The sequence below is a fragment of the Bacillus sp. TH30 genome (assembly GCF_016650875.1).
GTDB classification, from domain to species: Bacteria; Bacillota; Bacilli; order Bacillales; family Bacillaceae_G; genus Bacillus_A; species Bacillus_A mycoides.
The window spans coordinates 3,409,916-3,433,903 of record NZ_JAEKEY010000002.1 but is presented as its reverse complement, the minus strand read 5'-3'; the positions used below and the strand labels follow the sequence as shown (position 1 = coordinate 3,433,903).

The following is a 23,988-nucleotide window of genomic DNA, read 5'->3' as shown; positions in this document are numbered from 1 at the left end:
TGTTCATAATTAACTTTATATAAAGGAGACTTATCATGTCAGAAAACAAAAAAGTAAGCTTAGCTGATTTAATGCGCGAACAACTTGCAAAGAAAAAGCAAGGAAATGGAAACGGCTCAAATAATGGAAGTCAAAGTCAAGAAACGAAAAAATTACAAAACCAACAAACGAAGAAAACAAACAACCAACGTAGACGTACAGGTGTATAAATGAACGGGCAAAAACGATCTAACATTTCATCAGGCCTTGAAGTTGATATTGTATTAAAACAAGATCAACGTACAGGCAAGCTAACAAGAGGAATTGTAAAAGATATTTTAACTAACTCACCCTCTCATCCGCACGGCATTAAAGTACGATTGCAGGACGGGCAAGTTGGCAGAGTCCAAAATATCATTCAATAAGAAAAGGAGCTCATTTAAACTTGAGCTCCTTTTCTTATTTTCATTAACCTTTAATTTTTTCGATGAAAACTACTTTTAAATAGTCTCCCTCTTTAAATTGATCAATTGTACGGAAATCTTCTGGTAAAGAATGTTCTTCTAATATTTTATATTTACCGTTCATTTCTTTAAATGCTGTATCGATAAAGCCATTAAACTTTTTCATATCGAATGCGCTACAATTTGTAGAAGCAACGATAATACCGTTATTTTCTGTAATCGCAATTGTTTCTTTTAATAAGTTTTTATAATCTTTCGCCGCACTGAACGTATATTTTTTCGAGCGTGCAAAGCTTGGGGGATCAAGTACAACCATATCAAATTTCATCTTTTTCTTAGCTGCATATTTGAAATACAGAAATACATCTTCTACAATAATATCTTGTGCTTCATAATCAATTTCATTTACACTAAACTGCTCAATCGTTTTACTTAAACTACGATTTGCAAGGTCCACACTCGTTGTTTTACTCGCTCCGCCAAGCGCTGCAAATACAGAGAAAGCCCCAGTATAAGAGAACATATTTAGAACCGTTCTTCCTTTTGCATATTTATCACGAATTTGTTTTCGAACGTTACGCTGATCTAAAAACACACCAACCATCGCCCCGTCATTTAAATATACAGCAAAGTTTACACCGTTCTCTTTTACGATAAGTGGGAACTCACCGCGCTCTCCTGCGACGAAATCATCACCTTCAATGTATTTCCCTTTCGTATCAAAACGCTTTTTCTCATAAATCCCTTTGAAATTTGCTACTTTTTGAAGAGCTGCTATAATTTCATCTCGGAAAGTATAAATCCCTTCACTATACCAGCTTACTACGTAATAGCCGTCATAATAATCGATGATTAAACCGCCAAGGCCATCACCTTCACCATTCAGGGCACGAAATGCTGTTGTATCATTTGATTTATAAAAATCTTTTCGTTTATGTAAAGCAGATTTGATTTTACTTTCAAAGAAAGATTGATTCACTTCCTCCTTCTCTTTTCTCGTTAAAATCCATCCATATCCTTTATTTTGTTTTCCATAATAGCCTTTTCCGATGAATTGGTTCTTCTCATCCACTACGTTGATGATTGTCCCTTCTTCACGTACATCATTTAAATTTTGAATTGCATCTTTTAAAATAAGTGGATATCCACCTTTAATTTCTTTTATAAACTTCGGTTTTATTTTTATAGTTACTTCAGATCGCATGTAATGTCTTCCTTTCCATTTGAATGCTTTCTATTAGTAGGAAGCATTTAAAAAACGAGACTGAAAAAAGCCTCGTTTCACTATACCATATTATTGCTTTGCTAGTACAACTAGCTCATCTCCTGGTATAACCGCTATATATTTATACAATGTTGAAAAAGTAAGACTACCATCATCGTGACGAATAAATAATATTACATCCTCTGAATCGCTCTCTTCTTTATTAATTTTTTGTTCTTCCTCAACTTGTATCGTTTTAAATGTATAACCCTCTTCAATTTTTCTATCTAACTCTTCATAAATTTCATTTTGACCAAACAGTAAATGAGCTTTTTTCGAAAGAGAGATGCGTTCTTGCTCAATCTTTTCCACATCATGAATCGGAAGTAAAAATGTATTATGATGTCCAAACTGCGGTACATATGTGTTTGCGACTAATACATTGTAAGAATCCGTATCTGTAACTGAAATTAAGTATTCATACTGATTCATATCTACTTCAAATTGCAACTGCTCTGAGAGTACTTGGCCGTTATATGTATTAAGCCCTTTCACCTTTGCGCATTGCAAATGTTCTTCCGATACATCTACGATTAAGCTCGGAATCCCCATCTCTTTACAATGCATAGCGAATGCAGTTGAGAATGTACTAGCTCCTGAAATTAAAATACCTGGTGGCTGTGTATTGGCTAATCCTAATTTTTTTGCTAAAAATCCAATTGAAAATCCATGAGCACAAACGGTCGTAATTACGAGTGCAAATGTAAGTGCTGTTAATATAGAAGCATCTTTATACCCTTCTTGTAATAACTCCGTCGCAAAGTAACTTGAAACCGTTAATGCAACAATACCTCGCGGCGCAATCCAACCAACTAGCGCCCTTTCTGATTTTGTTAACTCTGTTCCGATTGTCGATACCCAAATTGATAAAGGACGAACAACAAATATCATCATAAGTACGAAGCTAATAATAGGCCAGCTAAAAATCTCCATAATCGTCGTTCTTGGAAGTGATGCTGTTAAGATGATGAAAACAGTCGATGTTAATAGTACGGAAATATTTTCGTTAAAATGACGAATATCACCGATAGAAGAAATATATTTCTTCATCCGTGCAAGTGTAATCCCCATTACTGTTACGGCTAGCATACCTGTTTCATGCATGACTTCATCTGCAATGCCGAAGCATAGTAATACCGTAACGAGCAAAATCGGTGCCTTTAAATATTCTGGTACTTTCCCTTTTAAAATCATATAACTCATAAAAATACTAAACGCATACCCAAGTACCATTGCAAATAACGAACCTGCAAAGAAATATAGTAACGTATGTAAGTGTACATTTTCTTTCGTTAAGAAATTTACAATTTGAAAGGCGAATACAGCAAGTAATGCTCCAAACGGATCAACGATAATCCCTTCCCACTTTAAAATTGCAGCTGTCCTTGGCTTTAATCGTGCTTGGCGTAACAACGGAATAATTACAGTTGGACCTGTCACAATAAAAAGTCCTCCAATAATAAATGCAACCGCCCAATCTAATCCAGCGACGTAATGGGCTGCAAGTGAGCCAGCAATCCAAGCAATAAACGCACCAAACGTAACAATACGAAATACTGGTTTTGATAGTCCCCTCAGTTCACGTACATCTAAACTTAAACTACCCTCAAACAATATAATGGCAACAGAAAGTGATACGAGTGGACTAAAAACATCTCCAAGCACCTCTTTTGGATTAATAATACCGAAAACTGGACCAATTAATAATCCGGCAACTGCCATAACAACAATAGCAGGGAGCTGGAAGCGCCATGCAGTCCATTGTGAGGCGATGCCTAGTGTAATAATAATAACGATACTAAGTAACAGTGATTCGACCATAATCCCCTCCTTGTTCATAGTATTGCGAAAGCAAGGTATAAACCATACTTTGCTTGTGTATATTTCTTATTTTGTTTTATTTTAATAATATATAACTTCATTAACTATATGGTCAAATTATTTATATAATAGTAAATTCATCCTTAATTCTACATTTATATGAAAATTACTATTGACAATGATAATGATTTTCATTATCATTTAATGTATATGAGTTCTTGAAAATAAAGGCTACACATTTATAGGAGGAATAAACATGATTATTGTTACAAATACAACTAAAATTACAAAGGGAAATGGCCATAAATTAATTGAGCGTTTTAATAAAGTAGGTAAAGTCGAAACAATGTCAGGATTTTTAGGATTAGAAGTTCTTTTAACGCAAAATACAGTTGATTATGATGAAGTAACAATTAGCACTCGCTGGAATGCAAAAGAAGATTTCCAAGGTTGGACAAAGAGCTCAGCATTTAAAGATGCTCACTCACATCAAGGCGGGATGCCAGACTATATTCTTGATAATAAAATTGCTTACTATGATGTAAAAGTTGTACGTATGCCAATGGCTGCAGCACAGTAAGCATATTTCTTTTTAAAGTATAGAATATGAAGAGTGTTACCACTTCTCATATTCTATACTTTTTTTATTTAATGTCTTTTTACTAGTTTCGCATGTACTACTAATCTTCCCGCTTCTGGATCAAGTGCATAGTCACACGTCGAAAGTGTTACGATTTGATCACTTTCTGTCACTTTTGTATCCGTTTTGTACAGCGATTTTTCTTGAATTTTCTCCAAAAATGATGTGTATTCCGTATCACTACTAAAATCCGTTTCAATGTAATAAAAATCAGTTGTTGTTGTATACACCGAAAACACTTCAAGATCATATCCTTCAAATAATGTATCGTAATATAATTTACGATGCGACATGAAGAAATCTTCATCCAACATTTTCTTTAAACTTCCAAACATAGAACCATCTTTCATACGGTGACCATATAAAATAGTATTTCGATTTTGAGATTTCACATCATTACGATAGTCCATAAAAATGCTTCCTGCTCTCATATCTTCACCTTTATAATTTCGAAATAAATAGTAATCATTGTCTTTTGCTTGAACGATTGGATAATTAATTTGTGTATCATCCATCGTAATCCATCCAACTATTTCTTGGTTAATTTGCTGCAGAACTTTGAACTGTTTACGTACTTCCCCATCTTGTGATTGCTCTTCCATCGGACTTTTTTCATAAATGTTTTGTGCTTCGGCCATTACTTTACGATTTTCATAGTAATCCATGAAAATATCACCTAATTCATATACTGAATAGAAAAAGGTACCTAAAAAAACAACTGTAAGTATTCGTTGAAAAAAAGAATTCTTCTTCCTTTCTTTTTTGCTACTCAAATTATCACCTCAAAACGGATTGTTCGCATGTTTAAATACCCATTGGGACCATATACAATCCTGTATCTTCATCTTGCTTTACAACGACATCTACACCGTATATCGTCTTTATCATACTTTCTGTCACAACATCATTCGGCTTGCCTTTTGTAACAATTTCGCCGTCTTTCATAACAATGATATGATCACTATAGCGAATCGCCTGATTAATATCGTGTAATACCATAACGATTGTCAATCCTTGTGCTTCATTTAATTCTTTTACTAACTCTAATATTTCAAGTTGATAATAAATATCTAAATATGTTGTCGGTTCATCTAAAAAGAGCATTGGCGTCTTCTGAGCTAACGTCATGGCAATCCAAACACGCTGTCTTTCTCCACCAGATAAAGCATGAATTTCCTTATCACGTTTACTTAGCAAATTCGTACATGCTAAAGCCCTTTCTATTGCTTCTCTATCTTCATCAGTTTGCGAAGAAAATATATTTTTATGAGGCATACGGCCAAAGCTTGTTAATTTCTCTACCGTCATATCTGCCGGTGCTTCATTTTGTTGATGGACAACGGCTAACTTTCTAGCAAACTCTTTCGGTTTATATTGGCTAATTGCCTTCCCATCAAGTATTACCTCTCCACTACGAGGATCGTGATTTCTTGACATCACACCAAGTAATGTTGATTTCCCGCAACCGTTTGGTCCAATAATTGTTGTAATTTTACCAATCTCTATTTCACTACTAACCGACTTTAATCGATCCGTTACATTATCGTACGAAAAGGTTACATTTTTAATTTCCATGAACTTTATCACTCTTTCTAAGCAAGAATATTAAGAATGGTCCACCAATAACTGCCATAATCGTCGCTGCTGGAATTTCGTTAGGTGGCACAATTAACCTTCCAATCGTATCCGCCGTCAAAATTAATAACGCCCCTGCAAGAGCAGAAAATGGAATTAATGCTTTATGGTCTGAACCAACTAGTTGTCTTGAAATGTGCGGAACGAGTAATCCTACGAAAGCGATAACACCTGCAATTGCTGTTGATACGGCCGCTAAGAGTACTGCAATGGCAGAAATAATAAGACGAACTCTCGTCACGTGCAAGCCTAAGTTTTTTGCAGTCTTATCTTGTAGAGATAATAAGTTACACCAAGCTCCGACAAACAGTGCAAGAATAAGACCAATTGTTCCATAAGTAACCATTATTTCTACATCGCCCCACGTCTTCATCGTTATATTAGAAGTCGTCGTTTGCTTAATACTCTTAATGAAGTATCCACAAATCGTAATGAACGATTCATTTAATCCAGTGAACATCGCATTAATGGCAATACCAATTAAAATAATGCGAAGCGGACTTAATCCTGATTTCCATGAAAACGAATAAACGAGATAACACGCAAACGCACCACCTAGAAAGGCGAATACCGGCGTCCAGAAAAAGAATTGCGGGAATAGCGTAATAATAACAAGTGTCATAAAACTTGCTCCTGAAGATATCCCGATTACCCCAGCATCAGCAAGTGGATTTTTCATGACAGCTTGGAAGAGCACGCCCGAAACAGCAAGAGCTGCTCCAGTAAATAGTGCAATAATAATACGTGGGAAACGTAAATCTTTAATCACTTCAACATCTTCATTTGCCCCTGTAAATATTCCTTGTACAAGGTCAATAATACCTACTTCTAAACTACCTTTCGTCGCTGACAACAAAGTCATAATGATGAGTAATACAGTAACAATAAAGAAACTCCAAAATTTTTTATTCATGCTAATCTTCCTTTATATTAAAATGCATCACGGATACATCATTTTTTTCAATTCATCTAGCGCTTCAGTCGCTGCTAAATTTCCTGTCGTTCCAAATAAACGCTCTTCTAAATCGTAAACACGATTATTTTTAACTGCAGCGAAGTGTTTCCAAATATCATTTGTTTTAAATTCTTTATCAAACATTTTTACAACTTCATCAGGCATACCATGTGCCGCTCGTAAAATAATGTCTGGATCAGCTTTTTTTAAATACTCTGTATTAGAAGCTAAATACTCTACTTGTTCACCTTGTACAATGTTTTTACCACCTAATTGTTTCACTAAATCTCCAATGTAAGAATACTCTGTTGCTACTAAATAACTCCCCGGTACACCTAATAAAATAAGCACTGTCGGTTCTTTCTTTCCCTTTACTGCTTTTTGAATCTCTGCAAACTTGTTATCTAACTTAGTTACAACTGCTTCAGCCTGCTTTTCACGTCCATATTGCTTACCTAAATTACTAATGGAATTTTGCATATTTTTTAAACTTGTTAGATCTAAAAAGTTTGCTTTCATACCTACACCATCAAAAACTGGCTTTAATTCATATTCAAGTGTTGTCACGGATAATACTTCTGACGGCTTTAATGATTTTACCTTTTCCATATCAGGACTCATCGGATTCCCAACTTCAGGTAAACCTTTATATCTCTTTGGTAAATCTTTAGTACTTGTTGGTACACCAATTAAATCTACTTCTAACGCATCCATAATTTCAGTAACAGCAACTGTCGTTGCAACAATTCTCTCTTTACTCTCACTCTTTACCTGTTTTGCTGCTTCTTTTTTGGGCGCCGAGCATCCAGCTACACTCACTAATAGAATGATAGCCATTAGTACACTAGCAATTTTCTTCACTCTCAATCACCACTCCTTTCCAAACAATATGAAACAAGTCTTGATGCATGCGAACATGCATCAAGACTCCAAAAATTACAATCTTCCTGCTCTATATTTACGAACTAGTAAAGCAAGTGACCCAAGCAATAGCACCATGTATAAACCTAGTTGTGCTGTATCTGCCGTTTTTGAGTTTTTCTCTTTTTTTGGATCATTTTTTTGATCTTCTTTTTTCTTCTTATCATCTGCATTTCGGTTAAAATCAGGATTATCTACTTTTTTTACATTATCTACTTTCGGTGTAATCACTGGATTGTTCGGATCATTTTTTTGATCTTTTTTTGGATCCTCTTTAATTGTTCCTAACGCACCAATATTATTTGTATCAAATTGAATTTGGACATCGTAGAAATGATGGTAGTTCATCTCATCAATGTCTACTTTCACTTTTGCATTTAATTTTTTAAATAAATCTTCTACTTCAAATTGTACTACTCGCGTATTTGCATTTTTATCTTCACTTACTACTTTTGCATCAGCAAAAAGACTATTGTTTTCTGTTTGGAATTTCGTAATCCACGCACTATTTTTCAGCGTCATCTCAATGTACTTTTTACCATCTTTAACGATTAATTTTGCTGGATTTACAGTATAGTCATGCATCTTTGAAAGTTCTTCTGTTTTGTTTTTTAACACTTTAAATGTAATATCATATTGACCATCTACTAAATTTTTCGGATCAACTATTACTTTCGGTGTATTATTTCCACCTTGATTGTCATTTCCGCCTTGGTTATCGTTTCCGCCTTGGTTATCGTTTCCACCTTGGTTCCCTAAAGCTTTGATACTATCTTGATCAAATACAAATTGAACATCGTAGAAATGGTGATAATTCATTGAATCAATATCTACTTTTACTTTTGCATTTAATTTTTTAGACAAATCATTTACTTCTACTTCTACTACTCTTGTATTTTGCTCTTTATTTTCACTTAATACTTTTGCATTAACGAACGAGCCATTCTTCTCAAAATCAAACTTTGTAATCCATGTACTATTTGTTAATGTAAACGATACATATTTCTTACCATCTTTTACTTTCAATACACCTGGGCTTTTTGTGTATGTATTCATCATTGATATTTCATCTGTTTGATCTTTTAATACTTTAAAGCCAATGCTGTATTCACCGTCTTTAAGAGCGTTTGGATCAATTGTTGTATTATTGCCTTGGTTGTCGTTTCCGCCTTGGTTGTCGTTTCCACCTTGGTTATCATTTCCGCCTTGGTTGTCGTTTCCACCTTGGTTATCGTTTCCACCTTGGTTATCGTTTCCGCCTTGGTTATCGTTTCCGCCTTGGTTATCGTTTCCGCCTTGGTTATCGTTTCCGCCTTGGTTATCTAACGGTTTAATGCTATCTTTATCAAATGCAAATTGAATATCATAGAAATGATGATAATTCATTGAATCGATATCGACTTTTACTTTTGCGTTCAATTTTTTCGATAAATCTGCTACTTCCACTTCCACTACACGCGTATCAGCTTTCGTATCTTCACTCAATACACTCGCATCAACAAACGAACCATTTTTATCAAATTCAAACTTTGTAATCCAAGCGCTATTCGTTAATGTGAATGATACATATTTTTTACCATCTTTCACTTTTAACACGCCTGGACTCTTTGTATACGTGTTCATCATTGAAATTTCTTCTGTTTGATCTTTTAAAGCTTTGAAATTGATACTGTATTCACCATCTTTAATTGTTTCAGCATCTGGATTTTTGTTTCCATCTGGTTTTTCTACTTCCGGTTTCTCTACTTCTGGTTTCTCTTCATTTTTAATTTGTTCAAGCTTATCTTGTTCAAATAAAAGTTGCACATCATGTGTTTGCTTATAGTTTCTTGATGCCATTTCGATAAATACTTTTGTATTTAGTTTTTTAGATAAGTCGTTTACTTCAAACTCTACTACTCTTGTATCTTTTTCTTTATCTTCACTCACTACTTTTGCATCAACAAACGCACCATCTTTTTCCGTTTGGAAATTTTTAATTAATGAGCTACTTTTTAGTGTTACAATTGCTTTTTTCTTACCATTTTCTACTTTTAATACCCCTGGATTTACCATGTAAGTATTCATCTTAGATTCTTCATCTGTTTGATCTTTTAACACTTTAAACGGAACGCTGTACTCACCATCTTTAATTGTTTCAGTATCTGGTTTTTCTACTTCCGGTTGTTTCTCTTCATTTTTAATTTGTTCAAGTTTATCTTGTTCAAATAAAAGTTGTACATTATGTGTTTGCTTGTAACCTTGTGATGCCACTTCAATAAATACTTTTGTATTTAGTTTTTTAGATAAATCGTCTACTTCAAACTCTACTACTCTTGTATCTTTTTCTTTATCTTCACTCACTACTTTTGCATCAGCAAATGCGCCATCTTTTTCCGTTTGGAAATTTTTAATTAATGAGCTATTTTTTAACGTTACAATTGCCTTTTTCTTACCGTTTTCTACTTTTAATACCCCTGGATTTACCATGTAAGTATTCATCTTAGATTCTTCATCTGTTTGATCTTTTAACACTTTAAATGGAATGCTGTACTCTCCATCTTTAATTGTGTTAGAATTTGGTTGTTGATCTGGGTCAGGCTTTTGGTCGGGCTTCTGACTCGGATCCGGATTTTCATTTGGATCTGGCTTATTAGCTGGGTCCTCTTTTTCATTTGGTTGTTCTACATGAATCGGTGTAATACTATTTTGATCAAATGCAATACGTACATCATAGTCATGATGATAATTTAAAAAATCAATGTCTACTTTTACTTTCGCATTTAATACCTTCTCTACATCGTCCACATCAAATTCTACGACTCTTGTATCTTTTTCTTGATCTTCACTAATTACATTTGTCGCAACAAACTGACCACTTTTTTCGGTTTCAAACTTTGTAATCCATGAACTATGTTCTAACGTAAAGGATACTTTCTTTTTCCCATTCTTCACTTTTAAAGTTCCTGGACTTACAGAGTATTGATTCATCATAGATTCTTCATCTGATGTGTCTTTAAGAACTTTGAAACCGATTGAGTATTCACCGTCAGCTAGTTGACTAGCAGCTTGAACTGCAAGTGGTTGTAGCGTTGATACGAATGTGAAAATCGTTAGAAACATTGCAACAACAATTTTAAAATACCTGTTCAATAGAATGACTCTCCTTTTTTAAAAATTTCCAATTATTTAATGCTGTTCCCATCAAATACAAAACGAATATCATATGAAGCGTTATAATTAATAATTGGGATATTAATTTTCACCTTGCCATTTAGTTTTTTTGACAAGTCAGCAACTTCAAATTCTACAACTCTAGTATTCTCTTTTGTATTTTCACTTAACACAGTAGCTTCTACGAATTGACCATTTTTTTCTACTTGTAAACTTTTAATAGAAGTACTATCTTTCACTTTGAATGAAACATATTGTTTTCCATCTTTAACTGTTAATGTTGCCGGACTTTCAAAATAACTATTCATTCTAGATGATTCATCTTTATCGCCTTTCCATACAGTAAAAGCAATATTATATTTTCCATCAGCTAGTTGTGTAGCAGCTTTTGCATCTTGTAACCCTAGTGTTGCTATAAACGTAAATAAGACAGCAAATACGGCAATAATCATTTTAAATTGTTTAAACATATATTCATCGCCCTTCCAAAGATTTATTTACCTAACTTCACTTTACGAACTAAGAAAACACCTGAAATAAGAAGTAATGCTGCAAATAATCCGATACGTGCTTCATCACTTGTTTTTGGGTTATCTGTTTTTTCAGCTTTCCCACTTTCATTTGTTCCTTTATTTACATCTTTGTTTGTTTCTTTGCTTGTTTCTTTGTTTGTTTCTTTGCTCTCTTCTTTCTTCACTTCTTCTTTTACTTGTGTATTTTTTTGAGTTTGATCTTCATTTTTTGTTGCAGCAGTTGCCTTATTCTCTCCACCTACTGCTTTTACATTTGCATCAAACGCAAAGCGAATTGTGTAATTATGGTCATAATTCACATTCGGTACAACAACATGAATTTTTGCAGCTGCTGGTTTAGATAAGTCGTCTATTTTAAACTCTACAGTTCTTTTATCTGCAGATTCATCTTTACTAACAACTTTTGCATCAACAAAGTTTCCGTTCTCTGGTGCTTTAAATTCTGTAATCCAAGCACTATGATTCATCGGAATTTGCACTCTCATCTCACCATTTTTTACAATTAACTTAGCTGGTTTTTCAAAATAATCATTTGCCATTGAAGCTGAATCATTTTCTGCCTTTTGTATGACATAGTTAATATCGTAAGTACCGTCAGCTACATTTGCCGAAGCTTGTCCGAATGGCACTACGAGAAAAGCTAGCATACATACGAATGTCATAATAAAAGCGGGTAATACCGAAAACTTTCTCATTTACCTTACTGCCTCCTTGTTTTTCTTTTTTGAAAATGATAATTATTCTCAATATATAAGAAAAAAATAATCTTTCTATCTCTATTTTATAACGAGTAACAATATGTAGTTAGAAATATATTGATTATCATTCTCATTGATAGGCAAAAAAATAATCCCACCAATTTTTCCTATAAGAATAAACATAAAACTCTTTCATCATTTTATTGATTATCATTCTCAACGAATTTCAAAAAAAATAAACCGCCTAATTCTATCGTTCTATCACCTCTTCTTACAAAAATGATATAGTCATAGAAAACCTCTTCCCTTCCAATATTTCCACAACTAAGTCAATCTTAGCCTACTGGTAATTTTTTTGTCAACTATATTACGTATAAATTTTTTAATATCTTAATTCTTCTATATATAATTTTTCTACAAAAAAAGAGGCTTTCTTTTAAAGAAAGCCTCTTTCCCTTATTTTTCTACAGCAATTTCTTGCTTTTGAAATAAAGAAATTACATATCCAATCACAATACCAACTATAGCAGGTACTAACCAACCAATCCCTACACTATATAATGGAATTTTATCTAAAATAGGTGTTAGTGCTGCAATTTGAAGATCTGCATTGTGCAATCCATCAAAGAAGCTAATCGCAAATGATCCTACAATACCGCCTACATACATCGCTAATGGAAGACGAACGTAATTTTCAACAAGTGATAATACGATCAGTACGATACCAATTGGGTAAATTGCAATTAAGATTGGTAATGCTAATGCGTTTAACTGAGTTAAACCAAGATTTGCTACCATAAATGCTAATACAGAGAAAATGAAAATGACTTTTTGATAAGAAAGCTTTGGTAATAAGGAAGAGAAATATTCTCCACAAGCTGCAACAATACCGACAGAAGTTGTTAAACATGCTGCTGTAATTGCGATACCTAGTAATAATGTTCCGTAGCTACCAAATAAATGATTCACAACATTTGTTAAAATAATTCCGCCGTTTGCTCCCATTCCAAGTGAAACACTAGAAGCTCCAAGGTAAGCAAGTGCTAAATAAACAAGAAGTAAGCCAAGTGCTGCAATAAATCCTGCAAAGATTGTTACTTTTGCAATACTGTTCTTATTTGTAATGCCTTTTGCTTTTAAAGCATTGATCACAACATTTCCGAAAACAAGTGCTGCAAGTCCATCTAAAGTTAAATATCCATCAATAAAACCTTTAAAGAGCGGGGCACTATATGCTTCTGTAGGGGCACCAAACTCTCCCATTGGAGTCATAATTGCTTTCGCTACAATAATTGCTATAACGGCTAATAAAATTGGTGTTAATACTTTACCAATACGCCCTACTAATTTCGATGGGTTTAATGCTAAATAGAAAGTTACTGCAAAGAAAATAAATGTAAAGATAACAAGTGGATAGGATTGACCAGCTATCTCACTTGGTAAAAACGGTGCAACACTCATTTCATAAGCAACAGTCCCTGTACGTGGCACACTAACAAATACGCCTAAACATAAATAAATTGCAGTAATGAAAATTAGCGCGAATACAGGATGCACACGTCTTGCTAATTCATTAATATCTCCCTTTAGAGCTATAACAATAACTCCTAATAAAGGCAGTCCTACACCTGTTACGATAAAGCCAAATAACGCGATCCATACATCTGTTCCAGCACCTTGCCCTAACGCTGGTGGGAAAATCATATTACCGGCACCGAAAAACAGTGCAAATAACATTAAGCTTATTGCAAACATCTCAGAAAACTTTAAAGATGACTTCATTTCTACTACCTCCTAATTATTTTATTGACAAAATATTCTGAATTAAAATCCGTCACATATCCTCTTTCAAGCATACTTCCCCGTAAAAGAACGCAAAAAACACCCGTCCCTAACAAAGGGACGAGTGTTGAAATCGTGGTTCCACCCTTATTCTAATAAAATGAATTTATAACGAAATAAGCTCATTTTATAGCTCGTGTAAATTGATAACGGTTTTATCCGCCAAGAATTACAATGCATCTGCAGTTCACTCTTGAAGTTTAGAGGTGGTAAGTTTGTCTTTCCGTATTAGGAAGCTCACAGCCTAAGGCTTCCCTCTCTGAAAATCGTCAAAAACAACTCATGTCCTCATCATTACTTTTATAAAATATGTTGTCGAAACTTGTTGTTTTTTATTATATGGGCTATTTTTTAAAAAATCAATAGTTTTATTTTTTCTGACAAAAAAATATAGGGAGAAAACTTTCCTCCCTATAACTGCCTTATTAATATTTCTAATTCCTTAGGTGTAATGTCTCGCCATTTTCCAGCTTCAAGCTCATTTAGCTCTATATTCATAATGCGCACTCGCTTTAGCTTTGTTACAGTAAATCCGAAAGCACGACTCATTCTACGAATTTGCCTGTTCATTCCTTGCGTTAAAACGATGCGAAATGTAGATTGATCGACTCTCGTTACTTTACACGGCTTCGTCATTCCATCTTTAATCTTTACACCGCTGGACATCATATCAATAAACCAATCTGTAAAAGGCTTATCGACAGTGACAACATATTCTTTCTCGTGCTCATGATCACCGTGTAAAATTTGATTAGCAATCGTGCCATCATTCGTTAATAAAATGAGTCCTTCCGATGCTTTATCTAATCGTCCAACAGGAAAGATTCGCTCTGGATAATTGATATAATCAATAATATTATCTTCAATATGATCGGCTGCTGTACAAGTAATTCCAACTGGTTTATGGAAGGCAATATACACCTTTTCTTTCTCTTCTTTTGCAATAACTTGCCCATCAATCGTTACAATATCACCTTCATTAACGAGTGCACCGTGCGTACATACTTCACCGTTAATACAGGCACGTCCTGCTTTAATGAGACGGTCTGTTTCACGTCTTGAGCAGGATTTTGCTTCGCTTATGTATTGGTTGATTTTCATGTTTTATTCCTTTTCTTATAGATTAAAAGCGTCAATCCATGGCAATATCATTATGCCAAGATTGACGCTCCTTTACTTCGCAAAAACAACTAAATAAATAACCCCAATTACCAAAAATATTCCGCAACAAGCTAACAATACTTTTGCAAGTTTGTCCATAAACATATAATGGTTTCCCCTTTTGTTTGGTTGTTTGCTATTTTAATTCGACAACTGTTACGCCTAGGCCTCCCTCGCCCATGTCACCGTAGCGGTAGGTTTTCACACCGCGATGTTTCTTCAAGTAATCTTGTACACCTTGGCGAAGCGCTCCTGTTCCTTTGCCGTGAATAATTGATACACGAGGATAGCTTGCAAGCTGTGCATCGTCTAAATATTTTTCAACGCGCATCATTGCATCTTCATAACGTTCGCCGCGAAGGTCTAGCTCTAACGACACGTGATAATCTCTACCCTTCACACTTGCGACTGCTTTTTTCTCAGTTTGCTTCGGTGTATTAATGTATTCCATATTGGATTCTTTCACTTTCATCTTCAGAATACCAATTTGTACGCTCCACTCTGTATCACTTACTTTTTCAAGCAATTGACCTTTTTGACCGAACGTTAACACTTTTACTTCATCACCTGCGCGTAATTGTTGTTTTGGCGCTGTGTTTTTCACGTTTACTTTTTGTTTCTTCACAAGCTCTGGCGCCGCACCTTCTAGACGGCTCTTTGCTTCAATAAGCTCATGGTCTTTCACGTTTATAAGCTGTGCTTTACGCAATTGACGAAGTTCTTGAATAATGCCTTCTGCTTCTTTCTTTGCAGCTTCGACTTTTTCTTCCCCTTCTTTTTGCGCTTTTAATAATTTTTCATCGCGCTCATCGTTAAATTCAATAATTTGACGTTGTAATTCACGATGAAGTTTTTCAGATTGCTTACGATGCTCTTCCGCTTCTTTTCGTTCGCGCTCTGCATTTTTTTGGCTTTCTTCTAGCTTTGCAATCATATTTTCGATTTTGTTCGTATCTGTACTAATATGGTTACGAGCGCGATCAATAACGCGATCAGACAAACCAAGACGCTTCGAAATTTCAAAGGCGTTACTACGTCCTGGTACACCGATTAATAATTTGTACGTTGGGCTTAATGTATTCACATCGAACTCAACGCTCGCATTAATAACTTGCTCACGATTGTATCCATATGCTTTTAATTCTGGGTAATGCGTCGTTGCAACAACGCGAGCACCACGGTTACATACTTCATCTAAAATAGAAATCGCTAGTGCAGCCCCTTCTTGTGGATCTGTCCCAGCACCTAATTCATCAAATAGGACTAAACTTTCAAAATCAGCTTTTTCTAAAATATCTACAATGTTTACCATATGAGAAGAGAATGTACTTAAATTTTGTTCAATCGATTGCTCATCACCGATATCAGCAAAGATGTTTTTAAATACACATATCTCTGATTCATCCATTACTGGAATATGAAGACCAGATTGCGCCATTAAAACACAAATACCGACTGTTTTAAGTGTAACTGTTTTACCACCTGTATTCGGTCCTGTAATAACGATTGTTGTAAAGTCTTTACCAAGCATAATGTTATTTGGCACGATAATTTCCGGATCAATAAGCGGATGGCGTGCTTGTTTTAAATCCATGTAGCGTTCATTATTTACGATTGGCTTCGTCGCTTTAATTCGCTTCGCATAAAGAGCTTTCGCAAAAATAAAATCAAGATTTGCAACTACTTCTACGTTTGATAAAACAATATCAGCTTCCACTGCTACTTCTTCCGTTAACATCATTAAAATGCGTTCTACTTCTTGTTTTTCTTTCACACGTGCTTCTTGAAGTGCGTTATTTAATTCCACGATTACTTGCGGTTCGATAAATAACGTTTGTCCAGAAGCAGATTGATCGTGAACAATACCACCATATACGCCGCGGTATTCTTGTTTTACCGGGATTACGTAGCGTTCGTTACGAATCGTTACAATTGCATCTGATAACATTTTTTGCGCGTTTGAAGAACGCGTCATGTTTTCTAATTTCTCACGAATACGGCTTTCCGCAGTACGAATTTGGTTACGAATACCACGCAATTTGTCACTTGCGCTATCGACTACTTCACCGCCGTCACCGATACAATTTGTAATCTTCTTTTCTAAATCATATAAAGACACAATTTGCGCGACATGTGTTTCTAAAATTGGAAGCTCAACACCGTTGTCAATCATATCGTCAATGAAACGTTTCATTTGGCGACTACCGTACATCGTACTTGCGATTTCAATTAATTCATGAGGACTTAACATACTTCCAATTTTCGCACGCTTAATATTTGAACGAATATCAGAAATCCCTCCAAGTGGTACATGTCCTTTTAAACGGATAACTTTCGCTGCCTCATCCGTTGTTTCTTGCAGTTCCACAATCTCTTCAAAATCTGTGCTTGGCACTAAATTCTTCACTTTATCACGACCAAGTGAAGATGCTGTATGTTCAAGTAATTGTTCTTTTACTTTATTGTATTCTAATACACGCAACGTTCGTTCTAACATGTTGCAGGTCCCCCCTGTATTACTTATTACGTTTAATATAGTCTAATAAACGTTCAATATCCCATGTGTTAATCACGTTATCTTTTTGAATCCAACCTTTACGCGCTGCTGCTACACCTGTTTCCATATCTTCTAACATTTCAAGTGTATGGGCATCCGTATTAATCGCTACTTTTACACCAGCATCTTGTGCTTGTTTTAATAATTTCGCGCTTAAATCTAGACGGTTTGGATTTGCATTTAATTCTAAAACTGTATTTGTTTCTTTTGCGAGCTGGATTAATAAATCTGTATCTACATCGTAACCCTCACGGCGCCCAAGAAGACGTCCTGTCGGATGGGCAATCATTGTGACATGCTTATTCTCAAGTGCAGTGCGAAGACGCTTCATAATCGTTTCACGGTCTTGTGAGAAGCTAGAGTGAATGGCTCCAATGACATAATCTAGTTCTGCTAATACTTCATCGTCAAAATCAAGTGTCGCATCTGGTAAAATGTCCATTTCAATCCCGCGCAAAATTGTAATGTCTGGATACTTTTCATTCATACGTTCAATTTCTTTCGCTTGTTCACGAAGACGCTCTTTCGTTAAACCGTTCGCTACTTTCAAGTATTGCGAGTGATCAGTAATTGCCATAAATTTATACCCACGAGCACGGCATGCCTGTACCATTTCCTCGATTGAAAAGGCACCGTCACTCCACGTTGTATGCATATGTAAATCACCTTGTATATCAGAGAACTGAATTAAGTTCGGATACTCTTTAATTAATTCAATTTCTTTTCCATCTTCACGCACTTCTGGTGGAATGAATGGAAGACCAAAGTGGGCGAAGAATGCTTCTTCTGTTTCAAATGTTTTCACTTCACCTGTCTCTAAGATTTCCACACCATATTCACTAATTTTCTCGCCTCTATCTTTCGCGATTTGGCGCATTTTTACGTTATGGTCTTTTGATCCTGTGAAATGGTGAAGAGTTGTAATAAACTCTTCTGGTTTTACTAAGCGGAAATCAATTGAAATATCATATTCATATTGAAGACGAACAGACACTTTCGTATCTCCACTTGCAATCACTTCAATCATCTTATCAAATTGTAGTAAATGTTCACGTACTACTGCTGGCTCCGTCGTTGCAATGATGAAATCTAAGTCCTTCACTGTTTCACGAACACGGCGTAAACTACCAGCGCGTGAAAAACGAATTATTTCAGCAACATTCGACAATTTCTCCTCTATTTCCCCGGCAATAGGCAATACCATCGCAATTGGTAACCTCTCTGGACGAGAGCCTACTTGATCAATTGCTTCTAATATTTTCTCTTCTGTTTTCTTACCGAATCCCGCTAAAGCTTGTACTTTATTTTCTTCACAAACTGCTTTTAACGTTTCCATATCAACAACACCAAGTTCTTTGTATAACTTGGCCACCTTCTTCCCCCCAAGGCCTGGTAGTTTTAATAGTGGTAATAAACTGCTTGGTACTTCTTTTTCAAGTTCTTGTAGTACTTCAGATGTTCCCGATTCTATATATTCTTGAATAACTGCTGCCGTTCCTTTTCCGATACCTGGAATCTTTGTGAAATCTTCAATTTCAGAAAGACTACGGTCATCACTTTCTAGTGCTGCCGCCGCTTTACGGAATGCAGATATTTTAAATGGATTCGCGCCCTTCAGTTCCATAAACAGGCCGATTGTCTCTAGTAATTTGATAACTTGTTTTTTATTCACTTTCATCATTGCCCCGCCTTTCTTTCATAGAAAAAAACTTCTCTTTCCGAAAAAAGAGAAGTTACACTCTGCTACCTGTCTGCCATAGTTCCTTCACCTTTTCAGAAAGAATCGGTGTATCGTCTACAATTATTTTGCTAATTGATGATTTTTGTAATGGTGTTTGTATTTGTTCAATTGGAAGAATTGATCCAACAATAATTAAGACAAACAGAATGATATACACTTCTAAAAAGCCAAGAAGTGCCCCAGCAACCGCATTGACTTGCTTTAAAACTGGGATTTCTGCAAACATATTCAGTAAATTACCAAGTAGTGAAAGTGCGATTTTTGTAATAATAAATAATACAATAAACGCAATTGCTTGATAGAAGACACCCTCAATATTATTCGCATCTATCCATTCTGGAACAGAAACATTCTTATCAAATGGATACGGAATAATTTTCGCAAGTGCTGGCGCTAAATCTTTACAATACCAGTATGCAACGAGGTATGCGATAATAAAGCTTGTTAACTTTACAAGTTGCAAAATAAATCCTCTGCGTAAACCGAGGAAGAATCCCATAACAAGCAGTAAAATGATAATAATATCAATCATGCTATTCAATTCCTTTTTGTGTCATACTTTCTTTCAATTTCTCATGTTCTTCTTTTAATTTTATGTAATCGTGTATGACGTTTACCGCCGTCAATACCGCTAGTCTACTCGTATCAAGCGAAGGATTCTTGGCATTGAGTTCGCGCATTTTATCATCCACAATCGCTGCTACCATGCGGATATGACTTGTACTTTCATCGCCAACAACTGAATATTGTTGACCATATATTTCTACATTAATTCGACTTTTATTTCCCTTTTGTTGTGACAACTCACCGGCCTCCAATCACGTACAGAATCCTAAAGTTTATCATACCATGAACCATCATAATATGGAAACAGAAAGAACAATCCGATATGATAAAAATAACAACATAAAAAAGGAGCGAACATTTTGTCAAATTCTATCGTAATACAAACAAGTTCTACAGTAATTGAAGACATGAAACAACAATACAAACAAGCACTTAGCCCGAAAATTCCGCAAGGCGGTATCTTTATGGCAAAAGTTCCATCTTGCACAATTACAGCTTATAAATCAGGAAAAGTGATGTTTCAAGGTGGACGTGCTGAAGCAGAGGCTTCTCGTTGGCAAACTGTCTCTCAAACACCAAAATCCGCTGTAAAAAAATCGGTCAATTCGCATCAATATGCACCACCTTCTTCTATTGGTACAATGTCGATTTTAGGGTCCGATGAAGTAGGTACTGGTGATTACTTCGGACCGATGACAGTTGTTGCTGTATATGTGGATGCGAAGCAAATTCCACTTTTAAAAGAACTCGGTGTAAAAGACTCCAAAAACTTAAATGATGCTCAAATTGCTGAGATTGCAAAACAACTCCTTCACGTTGTTCCTTACAGCTCCCTCGTTCTTCATAATGAAAAATATAACGAGCTATTTGATAAAGGAAACAACCAAGGTAAACTAAAAGCTTTACTGCATAACAAAGCCATCACAAACTTATTGGCAAAAATCGCGCCTACAAAACCAGAAGGCATCTTAATCGACCAATTTACACAGCCTGATACATACTATAAATATTTAGCGAAACAAAAACAGGTACAGCGTGAAAATGTTTACTTCGCTACAAAAGGTGAAAGTGTCCATTTAGCAGTAGCCGCCGCTTCCATTTTAGCTCGTTACTCATTCGTAAAACAATTTGACGAACTAAGCAAAAAAGCTGGTATGCAACTTCCGAAAGGTGCTGGTAAACAAGTTGATATTGCCGCTGCTAAATTAATTCAAAAAGTCGGTAAAGAAAGACTACCTGAATTTGTGAAAGTGCATTTTGCTAATACAGAGAAGGCGTTTCGCTTATTAAAATAGTATCGACAAAAACAGGAGCCTACAAACTCCTGTTTTTTGTTTCGCTTTAGTCCACTCTACTATCGCCTGTGTATTTTTGTTATAATTAAAATATACATATTTTTCAAACATATGAGTTCCTATTACTACTTCTACAAATGATTCTAGATATTTTACTAGGTGATCCACACGAAAGACAGTTCGAAATTAGAGAAAACATTCAGCTACTAAGTGAATAACCAGTGTTCAACGATTTAATAGAGCGCTATGGCCGATCTTTCTTATTAAACTTTCGGATTCGAAGATTTATCGGGAAACACGATGCCCGCTTGTTAATACATAATCCAGTAAGCTGCAACACTTCTGTGAGGAACTTGAATTTATGATTAGAAGAAAAAGATTGTTTACATAAGGAGGGAATTCATATGAACGCTGTAAAAGTTAAAAAGTTATTATATGTTTTCGTACACCTCGTAGGGCCGCTTTCTTTCCTCACTATTTCTACCATTTGGGGAGCTTTTTTCACTACTAAATCCACATTTGAAAATATATCTGATAGTCTTTGTGTGATGGCCATCTATTACGTGCTCATAAGCTTAATATGGTTTTTCTATTTAGATCGATTAGACAAAGATATAGATAAAATTACAAAAGAGATTAATGATAATAAGATGTAATACATAAAAAAAGGAGAGCCGCCAAGACTCTCCTTTTTTATGTTAGCTTCGTTTCTGCTTCTTATTTGATGAAGATACTTTATGAGAACCTGTTTCATGTGTCGTCGTTCCTTGTCCTTCTACTTCTGGAGAACCTAGGCTTGATCTTGAATGATCTTTTTTCACTTTTTTACTCATTTATATTCACCCCTTCGCGTTACTTTTTGCTACGAGGTAATAAACTATTCAAAATAAAAAGCGAGAGGAAACCCTCTCGCTTTTTTCATATTTTAGAACTCAGAAGAACCTGGAGTTCTTGGGAATGGAATTACGTCACGGATGTTAGCCATGCCAGTGATGTACATTAGGAAGCGCTCGAAACCTAGACCGAATCCAGCGTGTTTTGTACCGCCGTATTTTCTAAGTTCTAAGTACCACCAGTAGTCCTCTTCGTTCATACCTAATTCTTTAATTCTGTCTACTAAAACGTCCATTCTTTCTTCACGTTGACTTCCGCCGATTAATTCGCCGATGCCAGGAACTAGAAGGTCAGTAGCTGCTACTGTTTTACCATCTTCGTTCATACGCATGTAGAATGCTTTAATGTCTTTCGGATAGTCAGTTACGAATACAGGGCGTTTGAAGATTTCTTCTGATAAGTATCTTTCGTGCTCTGTTTGTAAGTCAATACCCCATTCTACTGGGTATTTGAATTCAGCACCTGATTCTTGAAGTACTTTAATTGCTTCTGTATAAGTGATGCGACCGAAGTCAGAGTTGATTACGTTGTTCATGCGCTCTAGAACTGTTTTATCAACGAAGCTGTTGAAGAAGTCCATTTCTTCTGGTGCATGCTCTAGTACGTATTTCATTGCATATTTCAGCATATCTTCTGTAAGATCCATTACATCGCCTAACTCAGCGAATGCAATCTCAGGCTCAACCATCCAGAACTCAGCTGCGTGGCGAGTTGTGTTTGAGTTTTCTGCACGGAATGTAGGACCGAATGTGTACACATCACGGAATGCTAACGCATAAGCTTCAGCATTCAGCTGTCCACTTACTGTTAAGTTTGTTTCTTTACCGAAGAAGTCTTTTGATTCGTCAACTTGTCCGTCTTCACCTTTAGGTACGTTGTTTAAATCTTGCGTTGTTACGCGGAACATTTCGCCTGCACCTTCTGTATCACTACCAGTGATGATTGGTGTGTGAACATGTACGAATCCACGCTCTTGGAAGAACTGGTGAATCGCAAATGCTGCGATAGAACGCACACGGAACGTTGCAGAGAATGCATTTGTTCTTGGACGTAAGTGAGCGATTGTACGTAAATATTCAAACGTATGACGCTTCTTTTGAAGTGGGTAATCAGAATCTGATAAGCCCTCGATATCAATTTTTTCTGCTTTAATTTCAAATGGTTGCTTCGCTCCAGGCGTTGCAATTACTTTACCTTCTACTTTAACTGAAGAGCTAAGTGGAAGTTTTGCAATTTCTTTGAAGTTCTCTAATTCTGTATCGAAAACGATTTGAACACCTTTGAAGAAGCTACCGTCGTTTAATTCGATGAAACCAAATGCTTTTGAATCACGTAAGTTACGAATCCACCCTGATACTTGTACTGTTTGATCTGCATACTTTTCTGTATCTCTATACAGACTTTTTACTAATGTGTTTTCCATAGTGAAATTCTCCTTTGCTGATATATTTAAATACAAAAAAACCTTTCATCCATAAAGGGACGAAAGGTTAAACTTCGCGGTACCACCCAATTTGTCATAAAGACCAACTTTAACTCGTATGTAATACATACTTCCCGGTTTGTAACAGGCCGGATTCCCGTCTAAGTCTACTCTTGAATACAAGTTTCAATTTCGGTTAGCAACTCCAAGGTGTTCTTCACATATACCGCCTCATCAGGCTCTCACCGCCCCTGACTCGCTTTGGATTATAGTATATACTACTTTTCCTTATCATCGTCTTTCGTTTTGTTAAACTAAAATTAATGTACTACATTCGAGAGAAAGATGCAAGATGCCAGAAAATATATCAGCGGTTTTTGCAATATATCGACTTACCGATACCTTTCGACAATCGCATCATAAAAAAAGATTGCCGGAATTAATC

22 protein-coding genes, 1 pseudogene and 2 other annotated features are annotated in these 23,988 nt (G+C 35.6%); of the genes and pseudogenes, 6 read left to right on the top strand and 17 right to left on the bottom strand.

The features are described 5' to 3' along the window. The first annotated feature begins 35 nt into the window (after positions 1 to 35). Complete coding sequence (locus tag JFU20_RS19850) at positions 36 to 209, top strand: hypothetical protein (protein ID WP_002015431.1); 174 nt, start codon at positions 36 to 38, stop codon at positions 207 to 209. Next, on the top strand, positions 210 to 404 hold the full coding sequence (locus tag JFU20_RS19845; RefSeq protein ID WP_001014315.1) for a YwbE family protein: 195 nt from the start codon (positions 210 to 212) through the stop codon (positions 402 to 404). 43 nt (positions 405 to 447) lie between these two features. Here JFU20_RS19845 and JFU20_RS19840 read toward each other — a convergent pair whose 3' ends face one another. Both JFU20_RS19840 and JFU20_RS19835 read right to left on the bottom strand, forming a co-directional pair. After that, positions 448 to 1,647, bottom strand: a complete 1,200-nt coding sequence (locus JFU20_RS19840) for a class I SAM-dependent rRNA methyltransferase (protein ID WP_002015430.1) — start codon at positions 1,645 to 1,647, stop codon at positions 448 to 450. Between the two features lie 90 nt (positions 1,648 to 1,737). Next, on the bottom strand, positions 1,738 to 3,528 hold the full coding sequence (locus tag JFU20_RS19835) for a cation:proton antiporter (RefSeq protein ID WP_002165011.1): 1,791 nt from the start codon (positions 3,526 to 3,528) through the stop codon (positions 1,738 to 1,740). Positions 3,529 to 3,784: 256 nt separating this feature from the next. Between JFU20_RS19835 and isdG the strand changes: the two genes are divergently transcribed. Continuing rightward, positions 3,785 to 4,108, top strand: coding sequence for a heme oxygenase (gene isdG, locus JFU20_RS19830; protein ID WP_002015426.1), 324 nt, complete (start codon positions 3,785 to 3,787; stop codon positions 4,106 to 4,108). Positions 4,109 to 4,176: 68 nt separating this feature from the next. Here isdG and srtB read toward each other — a convergent pair whose 3' ends face one another. From srtB to zapA, 13 genes are all read right to left on the bottom strand, one after another. Beyond that, positions 4,177 to 4,941: a class B sortase gene (gene srtB, locus JFU20_RS19825; protein WP_002129321.1), complete on the bottom strand. Its 765-nt coding sequence runs from the start codon at positions 4,939 to 4,941 to the stop codon at positions 4,177 to 4,179. 31 nt (positions 4,942 to 4,972) lie between these two features. Further along, a complete protein-coding gene (locus JFU20_RS19820) occupies positions 4,973 to 5,743 on the bottom strand; it encodes an ABC transporter ATP-binding protein (protein ID WP_002088890.1) in 771 nt (256 codons plus the stop codon). Beyond that, entirely contained in the window at positions 5,733 to 6,716 is a 984-nt protein-coding gene (locus JFU20_RS19815) for a FecCD family ABC transporter permease (RefSeq protein WP_002034255.1), read from the bottom strand. Before JFU20_RS19815 ends, JFU20_RS19820 begins: the two co-directional genes overlap by 11 nt. Positions 6,717 to 6,743: 27 nt before the next feature. After that, positions 6,744 to 7,625 (bottom strand): heme ABC transporter substrate-binding protein IsdE, encoded by an 882-nt coding sequence (isdE, locus tag JFU20_RS19810; protein WP_201038852.1) that lies wholly within the window; start codon positions 7,623 to 7,625, stop codon positions 6,744 to 6,746. A 69-nt stretch (positions 7,626 to 7,694) separates the two neighbouring features. After that, on the bottom strand, positions 7,695 to 10,811 hold the full coding sequence (locus JFU20_RS19805) for an NEAT domain-containing protein (protein ID WP_201038851.1): 3,117 nt from the start codon (positions 10,809 to 10,811) through the stop codon (positions 7,695 to 7,697). A 32-nt stretch (positions 10,812 to 10,843) separates the two neighbouring features. Next, a complete protein-coding gene (locus JFU20_RS19800) occupies positions 10,844 to 11,302 on the bottom strand; it encodes an NEAT domain-containing protein (RefSeq protein WP_002167601.1) in 459 nt (152 codons plus the stop codon). Between the two features lie 23 nt (positions 11,303 to 11,325). Continuing rightward, a complete protein-coding gene (isdC, locus tag JFU20_RS19795; RefSeq protein WP_201038850.1) occupies positions 11,326 to 12,060 on the bottom strand; it encodes a heme uptake protein IsdC in 735 nt (244 codons plus the stop codon). Positions 12,061 to 12,519: 459 nt separating this feature from the next. Continuing rightward, on the bottom strand, positions 12,520 to 13,845 hold the full coding sequence (brnQ6, locus tag JFU20_RS19790; protein WP_201038849.1) for a branched-chain amino acid transport system II carrier protein BrnQ6: 1,326 nt from the start codon (positions 13,843 to 13,845) through the stop codon (positions 12,520 to 12,522). A gap of 113 nt (positions 13,846 to 13,958) precedes the next feature. Next, positions 13,959 to 14,209 (bottom strand) — a binding site (T-box leader). 107 nt (positions 14,210 to 14,316) lie between these two features. Continuing rightward, the gene (locus tag JFU20_RS19785) at positions 14,317 to 15,006 is read right to left on the bottom strand and encodes a 23S rRNA pseudouridine(2604) synthase RluF (protein WP_002165006.1); all 690 of its coding nucleotides are present in this window, start codon (positions 15,004 to 15,006) and stop codon (positions 14,317 to 14,319) included. A 196-nt stretch (positions 15,007 to 15,202) separates the two neighbouring features. Further along, complete coding sequence (locus JFU20_RS19780; protein WP_002165005.1) at positions 15,203 to 17,563, bottom strand: endonuclease MutS2; 2,361 nt, start codon at positions 17,561 to 17,563, stop codon at positions 15,203 to 15,205. Between the two features lie 19 nt (positions 17,564 to 17,582). Beyond that, positions 17,583 to 19,301 carry a DNA polymerase/3'-5' exonuclease PolX gene (gene polX, locus JFU20_RS19775; RefSeq protein WP_002165004.1) on the bottom strand — a complete coding sequence of 573 codons (1,719 nt, stop codon included), beginning with the start codon at positions 19,299 to 19,301 and terminating at the stop codon, positions 17,583 to 17,585. 55 nt (positions 19,302 to 19,356) lie between these two features. Continuing rightward, positions 19,357 to 19,896, bottom strand: a complete 540-nt coding sequence (locus tag JFU20_RS19770) for a CvpA family protein (protein WP_002015450.1) — start codon at positions 19,894 to 19,896, stop codon at positions 19,357 to 19,359. 1 nt (position 19,897) lies between these two features. Continuing rightward, complete coding sequence (gene zapA, locus JFU20_RS19765) at positions 19,898 to 20,167, bottom strand: cell division protein ZapA (RefSeq protein WP_002112165.1); 270 nt, start codon at positions 20,165 to 20,167, stop codon at positions 19,898 to 19,900. Positions 20,168 to 20,290: 123 nt separating this feature from the next. Between zapA and rnhC the strand changes: the two genes are divergently transcribed. The 3 genes and pseudogenes from rnhC to JFU20_RS19750 all read left to right on the top strand — a co-directional run bounded on the left by rnhC (position 20,291) and on the right by JFU20_RS19750 (position 21,882). Continuing rightward, positions 20,291 to 21,226, top strand: coding sequence for a ribonuclease HIII (rnhC, locus tag JFU20_RS19760; protein WP_002088903.1), 936 nt, complete (start codon positions 20,291 to 20,293; stop codon positions 21,224 to 21,226). Positions 21,227 to 21,363: 137 nt separating this feature from the next. Beyond that, positions 21,364 to 21,617: pseudogene (locus JFU20_RS19755) on the top strand (hypothetical protein). Between the two features lie 13 nt (positions 21,618 to 21,630). Then, positions 21,631 to 21,882, top strand: a complete 252-nt coding sequence (locus JFU20_RS19750) for a hypothetical protein (protein ID WP_002165003.1) — start codon at positions 21,631 to 21,633, stop codon at positions 21,880 to 21,882. A gap of 42 nt (positions 21,883 to 21,924) precedes the next feature. On the opposite strand, the gene JFU20_RS19745 is transcribed toward JFU20_RS19750, so the two are convergent. After that, complete coding sequence (locus tag JFU20_RS19745; protein WP_000039594.1) at positions 21,925 to 22,059, bottom strand: YuzL family protein; 135 nt, start codon at positions 22,057 to 22,059, stop codon at positions 21,925 to 21,927. 92 nt (positions 22,060 to 22,151) lie between these two features. Further along, positions 22,152 to 23,543, bottom strand: coding sequence for an asparagine--tRNA ligase (gene asnS / locus JFU20_RS19740; protein ID WP_002015453.1), 1,392 nt, complete (start codon positions 23,541 to 23,543; stop codon positions 22,152 to 22,154). A gap of 52 nt (positions 23,544 to 23,595) precedes the next feature. Next, positions 23,596 to 23,847: a binding site (T-box leader), on the bottom strand. Positions 23,848 to 23,988: the final 141 nt, after the last annotated feature.

Bases quoted from the DNA above. Each gene is read 5' to 3' on its own strand.
- polX (WP_002165004.1), bottom strand. From the start codon at position 19,301: ATGAAAGTGAATAAAAAACAAGTTATCAAATTACTAGAGACAATCGGC.
- JFU20_RS19770 (WP_002015450.1), bottom strand. From the start codon at position 19,896: ATGATTGATATTATTATCATTTTACTGCTTGTTATGGGATTCTTCCTC.
- JFU20_RS19800 (WP_002167601.1), bottom strand. From the start codon at position 11,302: ATGTTTAAACAATTTAAAATGATTATTGCCGTATTTGCTGTCTTATTT.
- isdG (WP_002015426.1), top strand. From the start codon at position 3,785: ATGATTATTGTTACAAATACAACTAAAATTACAAAGGGAAATGGCCAT.
- JFU20_RS19835 (WP_002165011.1), bottom strand. From the start codon at position 3,528: ATGGTCGAATCACTGTTACTTAGTATCGTTATTATTATTACACTAGGC.
- JFU20_RS19815 (WP_002034255.1), bottom strand. From the start codon at position 6,716: ATGAATAAAAAATTTTGGAGTTTCTTTATTGTTACTGTATTACTCATC.
- asnS (WP_002015453.1), bottom strand. From the start codon at position 23,543: ATGGAAAACACATTAGTAAAAAGTCTGTATAGAGATACAGAAAAGTAT.
- isdC (WP_201038850.1), bottom strand. From the start codon at position 12,060: ATGAGAAAGTTTTCGGTATTACCCGCTTTTATTATGACATTCGTATGT.
- brnQ6 (WP_201038849.1), bottom strand. From the start codon at position 13,845: ATGAAGTCATCTTTAAAGTTTTCTGAGATGTTTGCAATAAGCTTAATG.
- JFU20_RS19840 (WP_002015430.1), bottom strand. From the start codon at position 1,647: ATGCGATCTGAAGTAACTATAAAAATAAAACCGAAGTTTATAAAAGAA.
- JFU20_RS19845 (WP_001014315.1), top strand. From the start codon at position 210: ATGAACGGGCAAAAACGATCTAACATTTCATCAGGCCTTGAAGTTGAT.
- JFU20_RS19820 (WP_002088890.1), bottom strand. From the start codon at position 5,743: ATGGAAATTAAAAATGTAACCTTTTCGTACGATAATGTAACGGATCGA.
- JFU20_RS19850 (WP_002015431.1), top strand. From the start codon at position 36: ATGTCAGAAAACAAAAAAGTAAGCTTAGCTGATTTAATGCGCGAACAA.
- JFU20_RS19780 (WP_002165005.1), bottom strand. From the start codon at position 17,563: ATGTTAGAACGAACGTTGCGTGTATTAGAATACAATAAAGTAAAAGAA.
- JFU20_RS19750 (WP_002165003.1), top strand. From the start codon at position 21,631: ATGAACGCTGTAAAAGTTAAAAAGTTATTATATGTTTTCGTACACCTC.
- JFU20_RS19785 (WP_002165006.1), bottom strand. From the start codon at position 15,006: ATGAAAATCAACCAATACATAAGCGAAGCAAAATCCTGCTCAAGACGT.
- JFU20_RS19745 (WP_000039594.1), bottom strand. From the start codon at position 22,059: ATGAGTAAAAAAGTGAAAAAAGATCATTCAAGATCAAGCCTAGGTTCT.